General features: G+C 50.6%; 15 protein-coding genes. 13 read left to right on the top strand and 2 right to left on the bottom strand.

The window, feature by feature from the left end:
• The first annotated feature begins 54 nt into the window (after positions 1-54).
• The 11 genes from secY (at position 55) to ACO2Q8_RS06135 (ending at position 8,624) form a co-directional block, all read left to right on the top strand.
• Positions 55-1,368 carry a preprotein translocase subunit SecY gene (secY, locus tag ACO2Q8_RS06085; RefSeq protein WP_423343891.1) on the top strand — a complete coding sequence of 438 codons (1,314 nt, stop codon included), beginning with the start codon at positions 55-57 and terminating at the stop codon, positions 1,366-1,368.
• A 4-nt stretch (positions 1,369-1,372) separates the two neighbouring features.
• Positions 1,373-2,185 carry a type I methionyl aminopeptidase gene (map, locus tag ACO2Q8_RS06090; protein WP_423343892.1) on the top strand — a complete coding sequence of 271 codons (813 nt, stop codon included), beginning with the start codon at positions 1,373-1,375 and terminating at the stop codon, positions 2,183-2,185.
• Between the two features lie 3 nt (positions 2,186-2,188).
• Entirely contained in the window at positions 2,189-2,407 is a 219-nt protein-coding gene (gene infA, locus ACO2Q8_RS06095; RefSeq protein WP_038119936.1) for a translation initiation factor IF-1, read from the top strand.
• Positions 2,408-2,525: 118 nt separating this feature from the next.
• Complete coding sequence (rpmJ, locus tag ACO2Q8_RS06100) at positions 2,526-2,642, top strand: 50S ribosomal protein L36 (protein ID WP_038119933.1); 117 nt, start codon at positions 2,526-2,528, stop codon at positions 2,640-2,642.
• A 9-nt stretch (positions 2,643-2,651) separates the two neighbouring features.
• Complete coding sequence (gene rpsM, locus ACO2Q8_RS06105) at positions 2,652-3,029, top strand: 30S ribosomal protein S13 (protein ID WP_423343893.1); 378 nt, start codon at positions 2,652-2,654, stop codon at positions 3,027-3,029.
• An 88-nt stretch (positions 3,030-3,117) separates the two neighbouring features.
• The gene (gene rpsK / locus ACO2Q8_RS06110) at positions 3,118-3,513 is read left to right on the top strand and encodes a 30S ribosomal protein S11 (protein ID WP_134032152.1); all 396 of its coding nucleotides are present in this window, start codon (positions 3,118-3,120) and stop codon (positions 3,511-3,513) included.
• 112 nt (positions 3,514-3,625) lie between these two features.
• Positions 3,626-4,231 (top strand): 30S ribosomal protein S4, encoded by a 606-nt coding sequence (gene rpsD, locus ACO2Q8_RS06115; RefSeq protein ID WP_423343894.1) that lies wholly within the window; start codon positions 3,626-3,628, stop codon positions 4,229-4,231.
• A 111-nt stretch (positions 4,232-4,342) separates the two neighbouring features.
• Positions 4,343-5,332 (top strand): DNA-directed RNA polymerase subunit alpha, encoded by a 990-nt coding sequence (locus ACO2Q8_RS06120; RefSeq protein WP_423343895.1) that lies wholly within the window; start codon positions 4,343-4,345, stop codon positions 5,330-5,332.
• 61 nt (positions 5,333-5,393) lie between these two features.
• The gene (gene rplQ, locus ACO2Q8_RS06125; protein ID WP_423343896.1) at positions 5,394-6,119 is read left to right on the top strand and encodes a 50S ribosomal protein L17; all 726 of its coding nucleotides are present in this window, start codon (positions 5,394-5,396) and stop codon (positions 6,117-6,119) included.
• Positions 6,120-6,213: 94 nt separating this feature from the next.
• Positions 6,214-7,329: a glutamine-hydrolyzing carbamoyl-phosphate synthase small subunit gene (gene carA / locus ACO2Q8_RS06130; RefSeq protein ID WP_423343897.1), complete on the top strand. Its 1,116-nt coding sequence runs from the start codon at positions 6,214-6,216 to the stop codon at positions 7,327-7,329.
• Between the two features lie 98 nt (positions 7,330-7,427).
• A complete protein-coding gene (locus ACO2Q8_RS06135; protein WP_423343898.1) occupies positions 7,428-8,624 on the top strand; it encodes a DUF1624 domain-containing protein in 1,197 nt (398 codons plus the stop codon).
• Here the strand turns inward: ACO2Q8_RS06135 and ACO2Q8_RS06140 are convergent.
• Together ACO2Q8_RS06140 and ACO2Q8_RS06145 are read right to left on the bottom strand one after the other, a co-directional pair.
• Positions 8,621-8,821, bottom strand: a complete 201-nt coding sequence (locus ACO2Q8_RS06140; RefSeq protein ID WP_423343899.1) for a hypothetical protein — start codon at positions 8,819-8,821, stop codon at positions 8,621-8,623. The genes ACO2Q8_RS06135 and ACO2Q8_RS06140 overlap by 4 nt on opposite strands.
• Before the next feature lie 134 nt (positions 8,822-8,955).
• On the bottom strand, positions 8,956-11,868 hold the full coding sequence (locus ACO2Q8_RS06145) for a hybrid sensor histidine kinase/response regulator transcription factor (RefSeq protein WP_423343900.1): 2,913 nt from the start codon (positions 11,866-11,868) through the stop codon (positions 8,956-8,958).
• A gap of 259 nt (positions 11,869-12,127) precedes the next feature.
• Between ACO2Q8_RS06145 and eno the strand changes: the two genes are divergently transcribed.
• Together eno and ACO2Q8_RS06155 are read left to right on the top strand one after the other, a co-directional pair.
• Positions 12,128-13,405, top strand: coding sequence for a phosphopyruvate hydratase (eno, locus tag ACO2Q8_RS06150; RefSeq protein ID WP_423343901.1), 1,278 nt, complete (start codon positions 12,128-12,130; stop codon positions 13,403-13,405).
• Between the two features lie 60 nt (positions 13,406-13,465).
• Positions 13,466-13,780 (top strand): FtsB family cell division protein, encoded by a 315-nt coding sequence (locus ACO2Q8_RS06155; RefSeq protein ID WP_423343902.1) that lies wholly within the window; start codon positions 13,466-13,468, stop codon positions 13,778-13,780.
• Positions 13,781-13,792: the final 12 nt, after the last annotated feature.

The following is a 13,792-nucleotide window of genomic DNA, read 5'->3' on the forward strand; positions in this document are numbered from 1 at the left end:
CTAAGTATTTCGTAACTTTGGTGACTTTTTTTGGACGAGCAGCTTGATAAACCAATGAAACGATTCATCACGACCCTTCAGAATATTTTTTCGATTGAAGAGCTCAGGACCCGCATCTTAAACACCCTGTTGTTTGTGACGGTTTTCCGCTTAGGCTCTCAAATCGTACTGCCCGGTGTTGATCCGAGCAGATTGAATCTGACTCCGCAAGGGTTGCTGGGCTTGCTGGATACCTTCCTGGGAGGGGCCTACAGCAAAGCATCGATTTTTGCGTTGGGCATTATGCCTTATATCTCGGCATCGATTGCCATCCAGCTGCTGACCCTGGCGTTGCCGTATTTTCAGAAAATGCAGAAAGAAGGGGAGTCCGGCCGGAAACGGCTGAATCAGATTACCCGCGTTCTGACCATCTTTGTCACGGCAGCTCAGGCGATCACGTATTTAACGACGACTATTCCGAATGAGGCCATTCTGGTTAGTCCGACAACGTTTAAAGTGGTTTCCGTCTTTATATTGACAGCCGGAACCATTTTCTGTATGTGGCTAGGCGAACGGATTACGGATAAAGGCATTGGAAACGGGATTTCGATGCTGATTATGATCGGGATCGTTTCGCGGTTCCCGGGTGCGGTTTATGGAGAAGCACTGTCGCGTGGATCCGGTGGGGCTTTGCTGTTTGTCCTGGAGATTGTGGCCCTGTTCTTCGTCGTAATGGGTGCGGTTGTGCTGACGCAGGCCGTTCGCCGGATTCCGATCCAGTACGCCAAACAGGTAGTTGGAAATAAAGTAGTTGGCGGTCAGCGTCAATACTTACCCTTGAAGCTGAATGCGGCCGGTGTTATGCCGATTATTTTCGCCCAGGCGCTGATGTTCGTGCCGTCGTTGGTGGCTTCACTGTTTGCAGAGAAAAGTGATTTTGCCGGATCGGTGCAAACGGTTTTTGCCGACTACACCTCATGGCAGTATAATGTGTTGTTTGCAGTACTGATTATTGTCTTTACGTTCTTTTACACGGCAATTTCGGTAAACCCGAATCAGATTGCAGACGACATGAAACGGAGCGGAGGATTTATTCCGGGTGTAAAACCGGGTTTCATGACGTCCGAATACATTGGTCAGGTATTGGATCGGATTACCTTACCGGGTGCCCTGATGCTGGCGGTTGTGGCTATTTTGCCAGCCATCGCAGCATTGCTGGGTATGACCCGCAACTTCTCGCAGTTCTTCGGAGGAACTTCGCTATTGATTATGGTGGGGGTTGTTCTGGATACGTTGCAGCAAGTTGAAAGCTATCTGCTGATGCGTCGCTACGAAGGGCTGATGAAATCTGGCCGGGTGACGGGTCGGACAGAAAGCGTAACTGCTTAAGGAAATGATTTACCTGAAGTCAGACGCCGAGATTGAATTAATGCGTATCAGCGGGCAGGTTCTCGGAAAAGCCCATGCTGAAATTGCAAAACGGATTCGGCCGGGCGTTACTACGAAGGAACTGGACCAGGTGGCCGAGGAGTATATTCGTGATAATGGTGGAATTCCTTCCTTCAAAGGCTTCAATAGTTTCCCGGCAGCTTTGTGTATTTCGGTGAACGAAACCGTTGTACATGGGTTTCCAAGCAAGTATGAACTGAGGGACGGGGACATCATTTCGATCGATTGTGGCGTCAAGCTAAACGGATATCACAGCGACAGCGCCTATACCTATCCGATCGGTGAGATTAGCCCGGAAGTTCGGAATTTGTTGATTCGGACGAAACAGTCGCTCTATTGTGGCATTGAAAAGGCGATCGAAGGAAACCGGATGGGCGACATTGGGCATGCGGTGCAAAGCCATGTCGAGAAGTATGGCTACTCGGTTGTCCGGGAACTCGTGGGCCACGGTTTGGGTAAGAGCCTGCACGAAAGTCCCGAAGTCCCGAATTATGGCAAACGTGGACAAGGTATCAAGCTAAAGGAGGGTATGGTGCTGGCTATTGAACCGATGGTGAATTTAGGTAAGAAAAACATTGTTCAGGAACGCGATGGCTGGACCATTCGGACGGCCGACCGGAAACCGTCGGCGCACTATGAACACACGGTAGCCATCCGGAAGGGGAAAGCCGAAGTCCTGACTACGTTTCAGTACATCGAAGAAGTAACGGCGAATACCAGCTTAATGATTGAAGTCAACGAAGCGACCATAGCGTAACGAATGGCAAAACAGACATCCATCGAACAAGACGGTACCATTGTAGAAGCGCTTTCCAATGCGATGTTCCGGGTTCAACTCGAAAACAAGCATGAAGTGATTGCGCATATTTCCGGGAAAATGCGGATGAATTACATTAAAATTTTACCGGGCGACCGCGTAAAGCTCGAAATGTCTCCGTACGATCTCACCAAGGCAAGAATTGTTTATCGGTATAAATAAGGGTTTAAGGTTTAAAGTTTAAGGTTTAACGTTTTCAGTTGGTTGACGCAATTTCATTCACTAGCCGAAAACCGAATACCGAGAACTGAAACTGAAAACCGTAAACGGAGTTGAACTCATGAAAGTCAAAGCGTCGATTAAGAAGCGCAGCGCTGAATGTAAAGTGATTCGCCGGAAGGGCAAGCTTTACGTTATCAACAAGAAGAATCCAAGGTATAAACAAAGACAAGGTTAATCACTGAATATGGCACGTATTGCAGGGGTTGATATTCCCGACCGGAAACGCGGTGAAATTGCGTTGACCTACATTTTTGGCATTGGCCGTAGTTCAGCCCAAAGCATCCTGAACAAAGCAGGTGTTTCTGTTGACAAGAAAGTAAGCGAGTGGAACGACGAAGAGTCGAACGCCATCCGGACGATCATCAGCGCAGAACACAAAGTTGAAGGAGCGCTCAAATCAGAAGTTCAGTTGAACATCAAACGACTGATGGACATCGGTTGTTACCGGGGCCTGCGCCATCGGAAAGGTCTGCCGGTTCGCGGTCAGCACACGAAGAACAACTCGCGGACGCGGAAAGGGAAGCGTAAGACGGTAGCAAATAAGAAAAAAGCAACTAAATAATTGAGTTTAAGGTTTGAGGTTTAACGTTTAAGGATGTTTGCAAAGCGCTTTAAACCTTAGACGTTAAACGTTAAACGATCAACTAAAAATGGCTCAGGCAAAACGCAAAGATAAAGCGAAGAAGCGGGTTGTAGTGGTTGAACCCGTCGGACAGGTACACATCCGGGCTTCGTTCAACAACATCATCATTTCCATTACCAACAGTTCAGGGCAGGTGATCTCCTGGGCGTCGGCGGGTAAAATGGGCTTTAAAGGCTCCAAGAAAAACACGCCGTACGCTGCTCAGACAGCCGCTCAAAACTGTGCGGCCGTTGCTCACGATCTGGGTATGCGGAAAGCGGAAGTGTTTGTAAAAGGCCCTGGCTCCGGTCGTGAATCCGCCATCCGGACGATTCAGAACTCCGGCATCGAAGTAACGTCGATCAAAGACATTACGCCCCTGCCGCACAACGGCTGCCGCCCCCCGAAACGCCGTCGCGTGTAAGGAATTACTCAGTTATGCGGTGCACTGTGAAGAAACCGCTTCATCCCAATGAATACGGACAGGCGACATTGAGTTGTGTCTGTTCATTGTTTTATTCATTTATCCAAGTACAATGGCAAGATACACTGGCCCCAAGGCCAAAATTTCCCGCAAGTTTGGCGAGCCGATTCTCGGCCCCAGCAAAGCCCTGCAAAAGAAAGCTTACGGACCTGGCCAACACGGTCGTGGACGCAAGCGCAAACAGTCGGAATACGCGGTTCAGTTGCAGGAGAAACAAAAAGTTAAATATATCTACGGTATTCTGGAGCGCCAGTTCCGGGGCTTGTTCCACCGGGCCGTGGTAAAACAGGGCATCACGGGTGAAAACCTGCTGAAACTCTGCGAAGCTCGTCTGGACAACACGGTGTATCGCTTGGGCATTGCCCCGACTCGTCGGGCGGCTCGTCAGTTGGTATCTCACAAACACATCGTCGTCGATGGCGAAGTGGTCAATATAGCCTCTTACTCATTGAAACCCGGTCAACTGATCAGCGTTCGTGAGAAATCAAAGTCGCTGGAAGCCGTTACCACCAGCCTCTCGGCCCGCAATGCGAAGCGCTACAACTGGCTGGAATGGGATCAGCAGCAATTACAGGGTAAGTTTACCAACTACCCGGAGCGCGATCAGATTCCGGAGAACGTCAACGAGCAGTTGATCGTCGAATTGTATTCTAAGTAACAGTTTATAGTTTACGGTTTATGGTTTATGGTTATGTAAATTGTAACTATAAACCATAAACTAGAGATCATAAACTATATATCTTTTTTGAACTGTTAACAACAAAATCGTATGTCAATATTAGCGTTCCAAATGCCCGATAAAGTTGTCATGGAGCGAGCTGACGACTTTCACGGGTTGTTTGAGTTCAAGCCACTCGAAAAGGGCTATGGCGTGACCATCGGGAATGCGTTGCGGAGAATTCTGCTGTCATCGCTGGAAGGCTATGCCATCACCAGCGTACGGTTCCCCGGCGTACTGCATGAATTCTCGTCCATTGAAGGCGTCGTTGAAGATGTTACCGAAATCATTCTGAACCTGAAAATGGTTCGTTTCAAGAAGGTTTCGGACATGGTCGACAATAAAATTACCGTTACGATCAAAAATCAGTCGGTGTTAAAAGCCGGTGATATATCCAAGTTCTCGGCCTCGTTCGAAGTGCTGAATCCCGATCTCGAGATTTGCCACATTGACGATACGCGGGAACTGGAAATGGAAATTATTGTGGAAAAAGGCCGGGGATATGTACCCGCCGACGAACCACGCGCCAACGAATTGCCGTTCGGACATATTCCGATCGATGCCATTTATACCCCGATCAAGAACGTTCGGTACAGCGTTGAAAACACGCGGGTTGAGCAAAAAACCGACTATGAGCGGCTGTTGCTTGACATTGAAACCGATGGCTCGATCCACCCGGAAGAAGCGCTCAAGGGTGCTGCCACCATTCTGATTCAACACTTCATGCTGTTCTCGGATCAAACGATGACGTTTGAAACGGCGAAAGCAGAAGAAGATAACGTGGTGGATGAGGAAATGCTCCACATGCGGAAGTTGCTCAAAACTCCGCTGGCGGATCTTGACCTGTCCGTACGGGCGTATAACTGTTTGAAATCAGCCGATGTGAAATCCCTGGGCGACCTGGTGAAACTCGAGATTTCGGACATGATGAAATTTAGAAACTTCGGAAAGAAATCACTGACTGAATTGGAACAGTTGGTGGCCGAAAAGAATTTGACTTTCGGCATGGACATTACCAAATACAGATTAGACGAGGACTGATACCATGAGACACGGTAAAAAACATAATCACCTTGGCAGGACCCATTCCCACCGGACGGCAATGCTGTCGAACATGGCATCCTCGCTCATTCTGAGTAAACGCATCGAAACCACGGTTGCGAAGGCGAAAGAACTCCGGAAATACGTTGAACCCCTCCTGACCCGCGCCAAAGAGGATTCGTACCAGAACCGCCGGGTGATCTTCTCGTACCTCCAGAACAAGGAAACGATGAAGGAACTGTTCAACGTTGTATCGGACAAAATCTCGAATCGCCCCGGAGGGTATACCCGGATCATCAAGCTGGGAAACCGCATCGGTGACAACGCCGAAACCTGCATCATCGAGCTGGTTGATTTCAATGAAGCACTGCTGAATGCTGCTGAAGAACAGAAAACAACCCGTACACGTCGGAGCCGTCGCGGTGGCCGGAAAGGTGGCGAAGCTGCTGAAACAGTAGAGGCAACGCCGATAGCCGCTGCTGAAACAGTAGAAGCTGCTCCGGCAGTGGAAGAAACCACTACCGAAGCGACTGCCGATGACCTGGCCATCATTGAAGGTATTGGGCCGAAAATCGCCGAAATCCTTCAGGACGCCGGTATTACAACGTTCGCTCAACTGGCAGATACAACTCCGGAAGCCATCAAGGAAATCCTGGAGAAAGCTGGTTCGCAGTTCAACCTGCACGAGCCTGAAACATGGCCGCAGCAGGCTGCGCTGGCCCGCGACGGAAAAGTTGATGAATTAAAGGCTTTGCAGGATGAACTAAAAGGTGGCCGCGCCAGTTAATTATTCACTGTGAAGAATCGATTAAAATACCAAATAGAGGGTTAACCGTAACGGGTTAGCCCTTTTTTTTAACTGAACAACTCCAAAGTAATTCATGAAACAGGTTCAGCAGCCAGAAGCTTTATTGGTTTTGAAAGACGGTTCGGTGTTCAGAGGAACGGCCCTCGGAAAAATTGGAACGGCGGGTGGTGAAATATGCTTCAACACGGGCATGACCGGCTACCAGGAGATCTATACCGATCCCTCGTATTACGGGCAGGTGATTGTCAACACGACCTCACACATCGGGAACTACGGCGTGCAATACCAGGAAGAAGAAGAATCGGCCAGCGTCAAGATCCGGGGTATGGTCTGCAACTTCTTCTCGCAGATTCACTCGCGACATACGGCTGATACTTCGTTGCAGGAATACTTCGAACGGGCGAACATCGTCGGTATCAGCGGGATCGATACCCGGCAGGTGGTGCGCCATATCCGCGACAAGGGCGTTATGAACTGCATTATTTCCTCCGAAATCCTGGACCCGGCGGTTTTGCTCGATCGGTTGAACCAGATTCCTGACATGGAAGGGCTGGAGTTGTCGTCAGAAGTGAGTACGAAGCAGATTTACGAAGTGGGTGATCCGAACCGCTCGGAATTTAGAGTTGCCGTGCTGGATTTGGGCATCAAAAAGAGTATTCTGAACAACCTCGCGGGTCGGGGAGCCCATTGCCGCGTATTTCCGGCCCGGACGCCGTTTGAAGAAATCAAAGCCTGGAACGCGGATGGTTATTTCATTTCCAACGGCCCGGGCGACCCGGCCGCCATGCCATATGCCGTGGAAACGGTCAAGCAGGCATTGGAAACCGATAAACCGTTGTTTGGCATTTGCCTGGGCCACCAGATTCTATCATTGGCCAGCGGCATTACGACGTATAAAATGCACAACGGCCACCGGGGGCTCAATCATCCGGTGAAAAACTTGATCACCGGCCGGTGCGAAGTCACTTCTCAAAACCACGGTTTTGCCGTGAAAGCCGACGAGGTGCTGGAAAACCGGGATATTGAACTGACACACATCAACCTGAACGATAAAACGATCGAAGGAATTCGGCGGAAAGATCGTCCGGCGTTTTCGGTGCAGTATCACCCCGAAGCGTCGCCGGGTCCGCACGATTCCCGATATCTCTTCGACGACTTTGTGAAGCTGATTGAAGTGGAAGCTAAATAAACGAAAACCGGCCAGCTGGCCGGTTTTTTTATGCGTAAACCGGAGGTAAACTCTTCATGTATAATCAGTAACTTGGGACCGCACGTAGACAAACTCCTATGTCTGTAACCCTTACTCCTCCGATAAACCGGGTCGCCAGCCGCATCCAGCGCATTGATGTCGTTCGCGGGCTGGTGATGGTCATCATGGCGCTGGACCACACCCGTGAATACATCCATAAAAACGGGTTTTTCTATAACCCACTGGATTTAAATACCACAACGCCCGCCTTGTTTCTAACCCGCTGGGTCACCCACTTTTGTGCGCCCACGTTCGTATTTCTGGCCGGAACGTCGGCGTATCTGATGGGCCGCAAAAAGAGCAAACCAGAACTCAGCATTTTTCTGCTGACGCGGGGGTTGTGGCTGATGGTGCTGGAACTCACGATTGTCAATTTTAACCTCTGGTTCGACCTGACATTTTCCGTGATTGCGCTGGAGGTAATCTGGGCAACGGGCGTCAGTATGGTGGTGTTGAGCGGACTGCTGTTTTTGCCCTATCGTGTGCTGCTGGCGATTGGGTTACTGATCGTGTTCGGCCACAATGCGCTGGACCCGGTCTCGTTCCCGCCTGGAACCACAGCGGACCTGATCTGGTCGATGTTGCACCGTCCAAACATAATCCCGATTGCCGAAAACCGGCGGTTATTGACCCTGTATCCGGTGCTGGCCTGGATTGGTATTCTAATTTTGGGCTATTGTCTGGGACCGATTTTCAGCCGTGAGATCGATTCAGAGAAACGTCGGCGGTTTCTAGGTTGGTTAGGGCTGGGCGCGATCCTGGCGTTCGTCCTGATCCGGTCATTGAATGTGTATGGCGACCCCGTACCGTGGGCGGTTCAAAAATCATTCCTCTATACGATTTTCTCGTTTATAAACGTCAACAAATATCCTCCTTCACTGCTTTTTACGCTGGTCACGCTCGGACCGGGTATTTGGCTCCTGAGCCGCCTGGAAGAAAAAAAGCGAAGCTGGATGTCTTTTTTTACGGTTTACGGGCGGGTACCGCTTTTCTACTTCATCGTCCACTTCCTGCTCGTACATACGCTATCGGTGCTGCTCCTGCTGACCGATGGTGTTTCCTGGTCGGCGATCAATTTTCAGAACGGCACGGGGGGCGTGATGCCGGACCACGGTTTGTCGCTGGGCCAGACCTACGGCATGTGGATACTCGTCGTATTAATCATGTACCCGCTTTGCAAAAGATATGGCCGGGTGAAAAGCCGGAGCAGCAATCCAATCTGGAGTTACCTTTAAGCCGAGGCAATGGTAGATTCAGTCCGGTAACGTTTTCCGGGCTGTCCGGGCAGAAAACGACCGGAGAGATGCGTATATTCAAGCGCTTTAAAGTGCAGCGTCAGCAAATAATGCTGGCACATTCTTTCGGAGGAAACCGGGTCGAGCGTATTGTTGACAAAGAACCAGTTAGTAAGTTTGATAAAGGTCGGATGCATGAGGGTATATGGTTAAAGGGATGTACGGGTTTTGCGAAACCCGTACATGAAGACATGAAGAGAACAGAGAAAAAGACGTATTCAATATTGCCGAAAGTCTGACAGAAAGGCTCGCAAATTTCGGACAAATACCCTCAACTTTCAGACAGTATGCTACGGACATACTCGGAAGGGGACAACGAAAATAACTCCTTGAAACAATAGCCAAAGTAGGATGGGCTATCAAAACCAACGAGATAAGCGGTTTCTAAAACGGGGTGACCGGCTTTCAACAGATCAGTGGCTTTACGAAGCCGGTAGTTTCGGATGAATTCATTACCGGTCATGCCCAACAACGTAGACAGCTTCCGGTTGAGTGTGCGCGAACTCATACAGACCGCGCTGGACAAATCGTCGACCGAAAAATTGGTGTTGTCAATTTCCTTTTCGAGTGTCTGGTAAAGTTGATTCAAAAAACCGTTGTCAGCCTGAACAACAGGGATGTTACCTGATTGCGTAAGCGTTCGGGCGTAAAAGCTGCGCAGCAATTGCTGATGATGCAGCAGGTTTCCGACCCGCAGACGGAGTTCCTGCTGATCGAACGGTTTGGTCAGGTAATCGTTGGCTCCGGCTGTCAGTCCTTCCAGTCGGCTTGCTGTCGCCGTTTTTGCCGTCAGCAGGATAACCGCGATGTGATTGGTCTCGGGCGTGTGTTTAATGGCATAGCAAAGCTGGTATCCATCCAGCCTAGGCATCATCACATCGCTCAGAACGAGATCCGGCAATTCGGTCCGGCACAGCTCCCAGCCTTCCTGCCCGTTGGCGGCCGTAAGAATCGAATACGGTCCGGAAAGGCTGGTCGCGATCAAATGACGCAGGTCGTCGTTATCCTCCACCACCAGAATAAGCGCCCGGTTTTGGCCCGTTATTGGCTGGGGTTCGGTGCCGTTTTCCGGTGCTGGGTCAACCGGAAAATTTGCCTGAACAAGGGGAGGTGACGGAAGCAACGGATGATCGGCGTTGGGAGTCCGCACCGGGTAGTCGATGATCAGTGTCGTTCCCTGACCGACCTGGCTTTCGACTGTAATATGACCCTGCAACAAATCGGTCAGTTCTTTCACCAGCGCCAGCCCGATTCCGGTTCCTTCAAACGAGCGTGTCCGGGAATCATCGACCTGATAAAACCGGTCAAAAATGTGCGGAAGGAGGTCGGGCGGAATCCCGACGCCGGTGTCTGAAACCGTCAGGCGGAGCAGCCGTCGTGTGTCGTCCGAAGCGGATAAAACCGTTAGCCCAACCGTGACGGAACCACCCGCTTCGGTGTACTTCAGCGCATTGGAAAGAAGGTTATAAATGATTTTTTCCCACTTATCAGCATCGAATAGCAGTTCTTCCGGTACGTTTTCGGACTGAAATACAAGACTGACCGCTTTAGCTTCGGCATTTAGCCGAAAGGACGAGACTAACTCCTCCGTAAAAAGCGCAACATTGCCTTGCGATTCCTTGACTTCCAAACTTCCAGATTCCAGCTTCGATAGATCAAGCAGTTGATTAATAAGCCGGAGCAATTGCCGGGCGTTGCGATGAATCACGTTCAAGGTTGCGGGCACACCGGGGTTCGCTGCCGCCGAACCGTTGCTAAACGTCCGGAGCAGTTGCTCGACGGGCGTAATAATCAGCGTCAGTGGTGTTCGGAATTCATGCGTGATGTTGGCGAAAAACCGGTTTCGGATTTCTTCCAGTGTTTTGCGCTGTTCGGCCTCCTGCCGCTTGAGCGCCATGTATTCCAGGTTCCGGTTGGCGGTTTTTAACTGAACGGTCAGCGCTTCCGTACGGGCGAAAGCCGTGGAAAATCGGAGGGCCAGCAGGAGCGACTGACACAAGGTGAAAATCACGACCGCGCTGGAAAGCAGAAAGTAGGTATGAATGATGCCGAACTGGTGCAGGGTATCGTTGACCACACAAAGCGCCAGGAGAATCATGTCGCAAAAAAGTATAAAACTGCCCTCTTTGCGAAACCGGGCCGCCTGGATGGACACCCAGAGAAAATAACCGCATTCCAGAATGGCTAACGGACTGATCAGGGTACCCCAGGCGGCATAAACCGTAGCGGGGCTAAGCAGAATCAACGCCAGAAAAGCCAGATTGATAAAAATAACTACTTTTTTAATCAGTGGAGAAACCAGGCTCGGGAACAGACTCTGCAAATACAAAATCATGCTGATGATGCTAATCGGAAACGCTGCGTAAAAGGCTTTGAGGGTCGGTTCCCAGGGAACCTCTGGAAAAACCACGAAAAAGAGGCTTTCCGAATTGAAATGCTCCCGAAAGCCTGCGGTTAGGCAGAGAACGGCGAAGAAGAGTGGCGCCCGGTCGTTCCGGCGGAGAGCATAGAGCACAAAATGATACAGACCGATGATCAAAAGCGCGCCGATAATCAGCGAAGACGCCAGCAACCGCTTTTCCCGGACCTGGGTAATGGCTGTTGGGTTACCGAGTTGCAGCTCTTTGTAGATACCGCCGACGGCATGATGGTAGTTTGAAACCTGAAGGCGCAAAAAGGCTTCTTTCCCCGGAACCAGGAAGGATACAACTTTTACTTCTGCTCCCGGTTTCATCGAAGCGTTCGAGGCTACTTCGCCCACCTGCGCCACCAACTGCTCACTAACGTAAAGCTTATACGCCGTTCGGATGGGTGGTATTCGCAGGGACCAGATTCGGCCGGAATCCGGCAGAATGATTCGAAGTCCGTAAGTTGCAAAGCCCTGCTCCTGCGGAAACAACGCATGGCTTTCCGTATAAGCACGCCAGTTACCCGGTACCTGATGATAGGTCTGACTACTGAAAATAGTTGCTGAATCGGCCAGTTGATGCCATTGGAAAAGCCATTGACCGTTGAGCGAGACGGGTTTCGACGTTTGATAGGAATAAGTCGATAAATCAAGAACTCCCCGGTAGGCTGAGGATAAATCGGCTGATTGGGCTAAAGCCTGCCCGACCGACAGTTTTGCCCAAACGACCAGTAGAAAAACAACACAATGACATCGGAGAATCGTAAAAGTTGGCATAACCCATTCCGCTAAGACCTGAGGACTTATTGCACCAGATTATCAAATTGTTGCCTTACACGAAATCCGAAACAAGAGACGGCTTAATTAGCAGGGGATTCCTTGCAAACCGAAAAAATCACTTACTTTGTAGGGCAAAAATCGTGCTACAAGCGAATTGCCAATTAGTACAGGATGAATGGGCATTTGGCCATTCCCTGGGAAAGTTATGGCTTCTTCATCGCTTAGTTCAGAATATTAACCAACTTATTTAGACACAATGAGTATTATTCAGTCCATTCATGCCCGGCAGATTTTGGATTCCAGGGGTAATCCGACCGTAGAAGTTGATGTTCGTACCGAAAACGGTTTTCTGGGCCGGGCGGCTGTTCCGTCAGGAGCCTCCACCGGATCGCACGAAGCCGTCGAACTGCGCGACGATGATCCGAAACGGTATGTCGGCAAAGGCGTATTGAGAGCGGTTCAGAACGTCAACGAACTGATCTTCCCGGAACTCGTTGGGTCGTCGGTTTTCGATCAGACCATGATCGACCGGATTATGATCGAACTGGATGGTACTGCCAATAAAGGTCGTCTGGGCGCCAACGCCATTCTGGGGGTTTCGCTGGCCATCGCCAAAGCCGCTGCGCAGGAAGCCGGGTTGCCCTTGTACCGCTACATCGGTGGGGTGAATGCCAACACGCTGCCGGTCCCAATGATGAACATCCTGAACGGCGGTAGCCACGCCGATAACTCCATCGATTTCCAGGAATTTATGGTCATGCCGGTGGGCGCACCGACGTTTTCGGAAGCCCTGCGCTGGGGCACGGAAGTGTTCCACTCGCTGAAGAAAGTGCTGAAAGGCAAAGGCATGTCGACCAACGTGGGTGACGAAGGCGGTTTTGCGCCGAACATCCCGTCGAACGAGGAAGCTATCCAGATCATCCTGCAAGCCATCGACAAAGCTGGTTACCGCGCGGGCGAAGATATTTACATTGCGATGGATGCCGCTGCGTCGGAATTCTACGAAGCCGAAACCGGTACGTACCACTTCAAAAAATCGACCGGCGACCGCTTAAGCTCGTCCGAAATGGCGAATTACTGGAAAGAGTGGGTCGAAAAATACCCGATTATTTCCATCGAGGACGGCATGGCCGAGGACGACTGGAGCGGCTGGAAAGAGCAAACCGAACTGATCGGCAAGAAGACGCAACTCGTTGGCGATGACCTGTTTGTGACGAACGTGACGCGTCTGCAACAAGGCATCGACCAGGGCATTGCCAATGCGGTTTTGGTGAAAGTAAACCAGATCGGCTCGCTGACCGAGACGATCAACACCGTCAACCTGGCGAAACGCAATTCGTACAAAAACATCATGTCGCACCGCTCCGGCGAAACCGAAGATGCGACCATTGCCGACCTGGCCGTTGCGCTTAATACGGGCCAGATCAAAACCGGTTCGGCCTCCCGTTCCGACCGGATGGCGAAATACAACCAGTTGCTTCGCATTGAGGAGGAATTGGGCGAAACGGCGTATTTCCCCGGCCTGAAAATGTAAGCTAAGTACCCCCAACCTCACGAGGTTGGGGGCTTTTTCGTTTGTAGCCTTATGAATCCAATGGTCAACAGAATCTTCCGAATCGCCAAAAACTTTTACGTCGCAACCGGTGCGGGCGTGTTCATCTGGATGGCCTTCTTCGACACCAATGATATCATCTCGCAATTCAAAAACAGCATGAAGCTGCGGGATCTGGAAAAGGATATGGTGTACTACGACGAAAAAATCAAGGAAGTCGAAGAGCAACGCAACGCCTTGTTGGGGAACGCCCGCTTGCAGGAAAAATACGCCCGGGAGAACTACCTCATGAAAAAGCCGAACGAGGATGTGTACGTGCTGGTGGATGAGAACAACGAACCTATCGAAAAGGAATGATGAGCTTTCATC

It is taken from the genome of Larkinella sp. VNQ87, from assembly GCF_049445795.1.
Taxonomy (GTDB): Bacteria; Bacteroidota; Bacteroidia; order Cytophagales; family Spirosomataceae; genus Larkinella.

What these genes read in the sequence shown, in the direction of transcription:
- ACO2Q8_RS06155 (WP_423343902.1), top strand. Translation starts at nt 13,466, where the DNA reads ATGGTCAACAGAATCTTCCGAATCGCCAAAAACTTTTACGTCGCAACC.
- rplQ (WP_423343896.1), top strand. Translation starts at nt 5,394, where the DNA reads ATGCTGTCGAACATGGCATCCTCGCTCATTCTGAGTAAACGCATCGAA.
- secY (WP_423343891.1), top strand. Translation starts at nt 55, where the DNA reads ATGAAACGATTCATCACGACCCTTCAGAATATTTTTTCGATTGAAGAG.
- eno (WP_423343901.1), top strand. Translation starts at nt 12,128, where the DNA reads ATGAGTATTATTCAGTCCATTCATGCCCGGCAGATTTTGGATTCCAGG.
- ACO2Q8_RS06135 (WP_423343898.1), top strand. Translation starts at nt 7,428, where the DNA reads ATGTCTGTAACCCTTACTCCTCCGATAAACCGGGTCGCCAGCCGCATC.
- infA (WP_038119936.1), top strand. Translation starts at nt 2,189, where the DNA reads ATGGCAAAACAGACATCCATCGAACAAGACGGTACCATTGTAGAAGCG.
- ACO2Q8_RS06120 (WP_423343895.1), top strand. Translation starts at nt 4,343, where the DNA reads ATGTCAATATTAGCGTTCCAAATGCCCGATAAAGTTGTCATGGAGCGA.
- carA (WP_423343897.1), top strand. Translation starts at nt 6,214, where the DNA reads ATGAAACAGGTTCAGCAGCCAGAAGCTTTATTGGTTTTGAAAGACGGT.
- ACO2Q8_RS06140 (WP_423343899.1), bottom strand. Translation starts at nt 8,821, where the DNA reads ATGCATCCGACCTTTATCAAACTTACTAACTGGTTCTTTGTCAACAAT.
- rpsD (WP_423343894.1), top strand. Translation starts at nt 3,626, where the DNA reads ATGGCAAGATACACTGGCCCCAAGGCCAAAATTTCCCGCAAGTTTGGC.
- map (WP_423343892.1), top strand. Translation starts at nt 1,373, where the DNA reads ATGATTTACCTGAAGTCAGACGCCGAGATTGAATTAATGCGTATCAGC.
- rpsK (WP_134032152.1), top strand. Translation starts at nt 3,118, where the DNA reads ATGGCTCAGGCAAAACGCAAAGATAAAGCGAAGAAGCGGGTTGTAGTG.
- rpsM (WP_423343893.1), top strand. Translation starts at nt 2,652, where the DNA reads ATGGCACGTATTGCAGGGGTTGATATTCCCGACCGGAAACGCGGTGAA.
- rpmJ (WP_038119933.1), top strand. Translation starts at nt 2,526, where the DNA reads ATGAAAGTCAAAGCGTCGATTAAGAAGCGCAGCGCTGAATGTAAAGTG.
- ACO2Q8_RS06145 (WP_423343900.1), bottom strand. Translation starts at nt 11,868, where the DNA reads ATGCCAACTTTTACGATTCTCCGATGTCATTGTGTTGTTTTTCTACTG.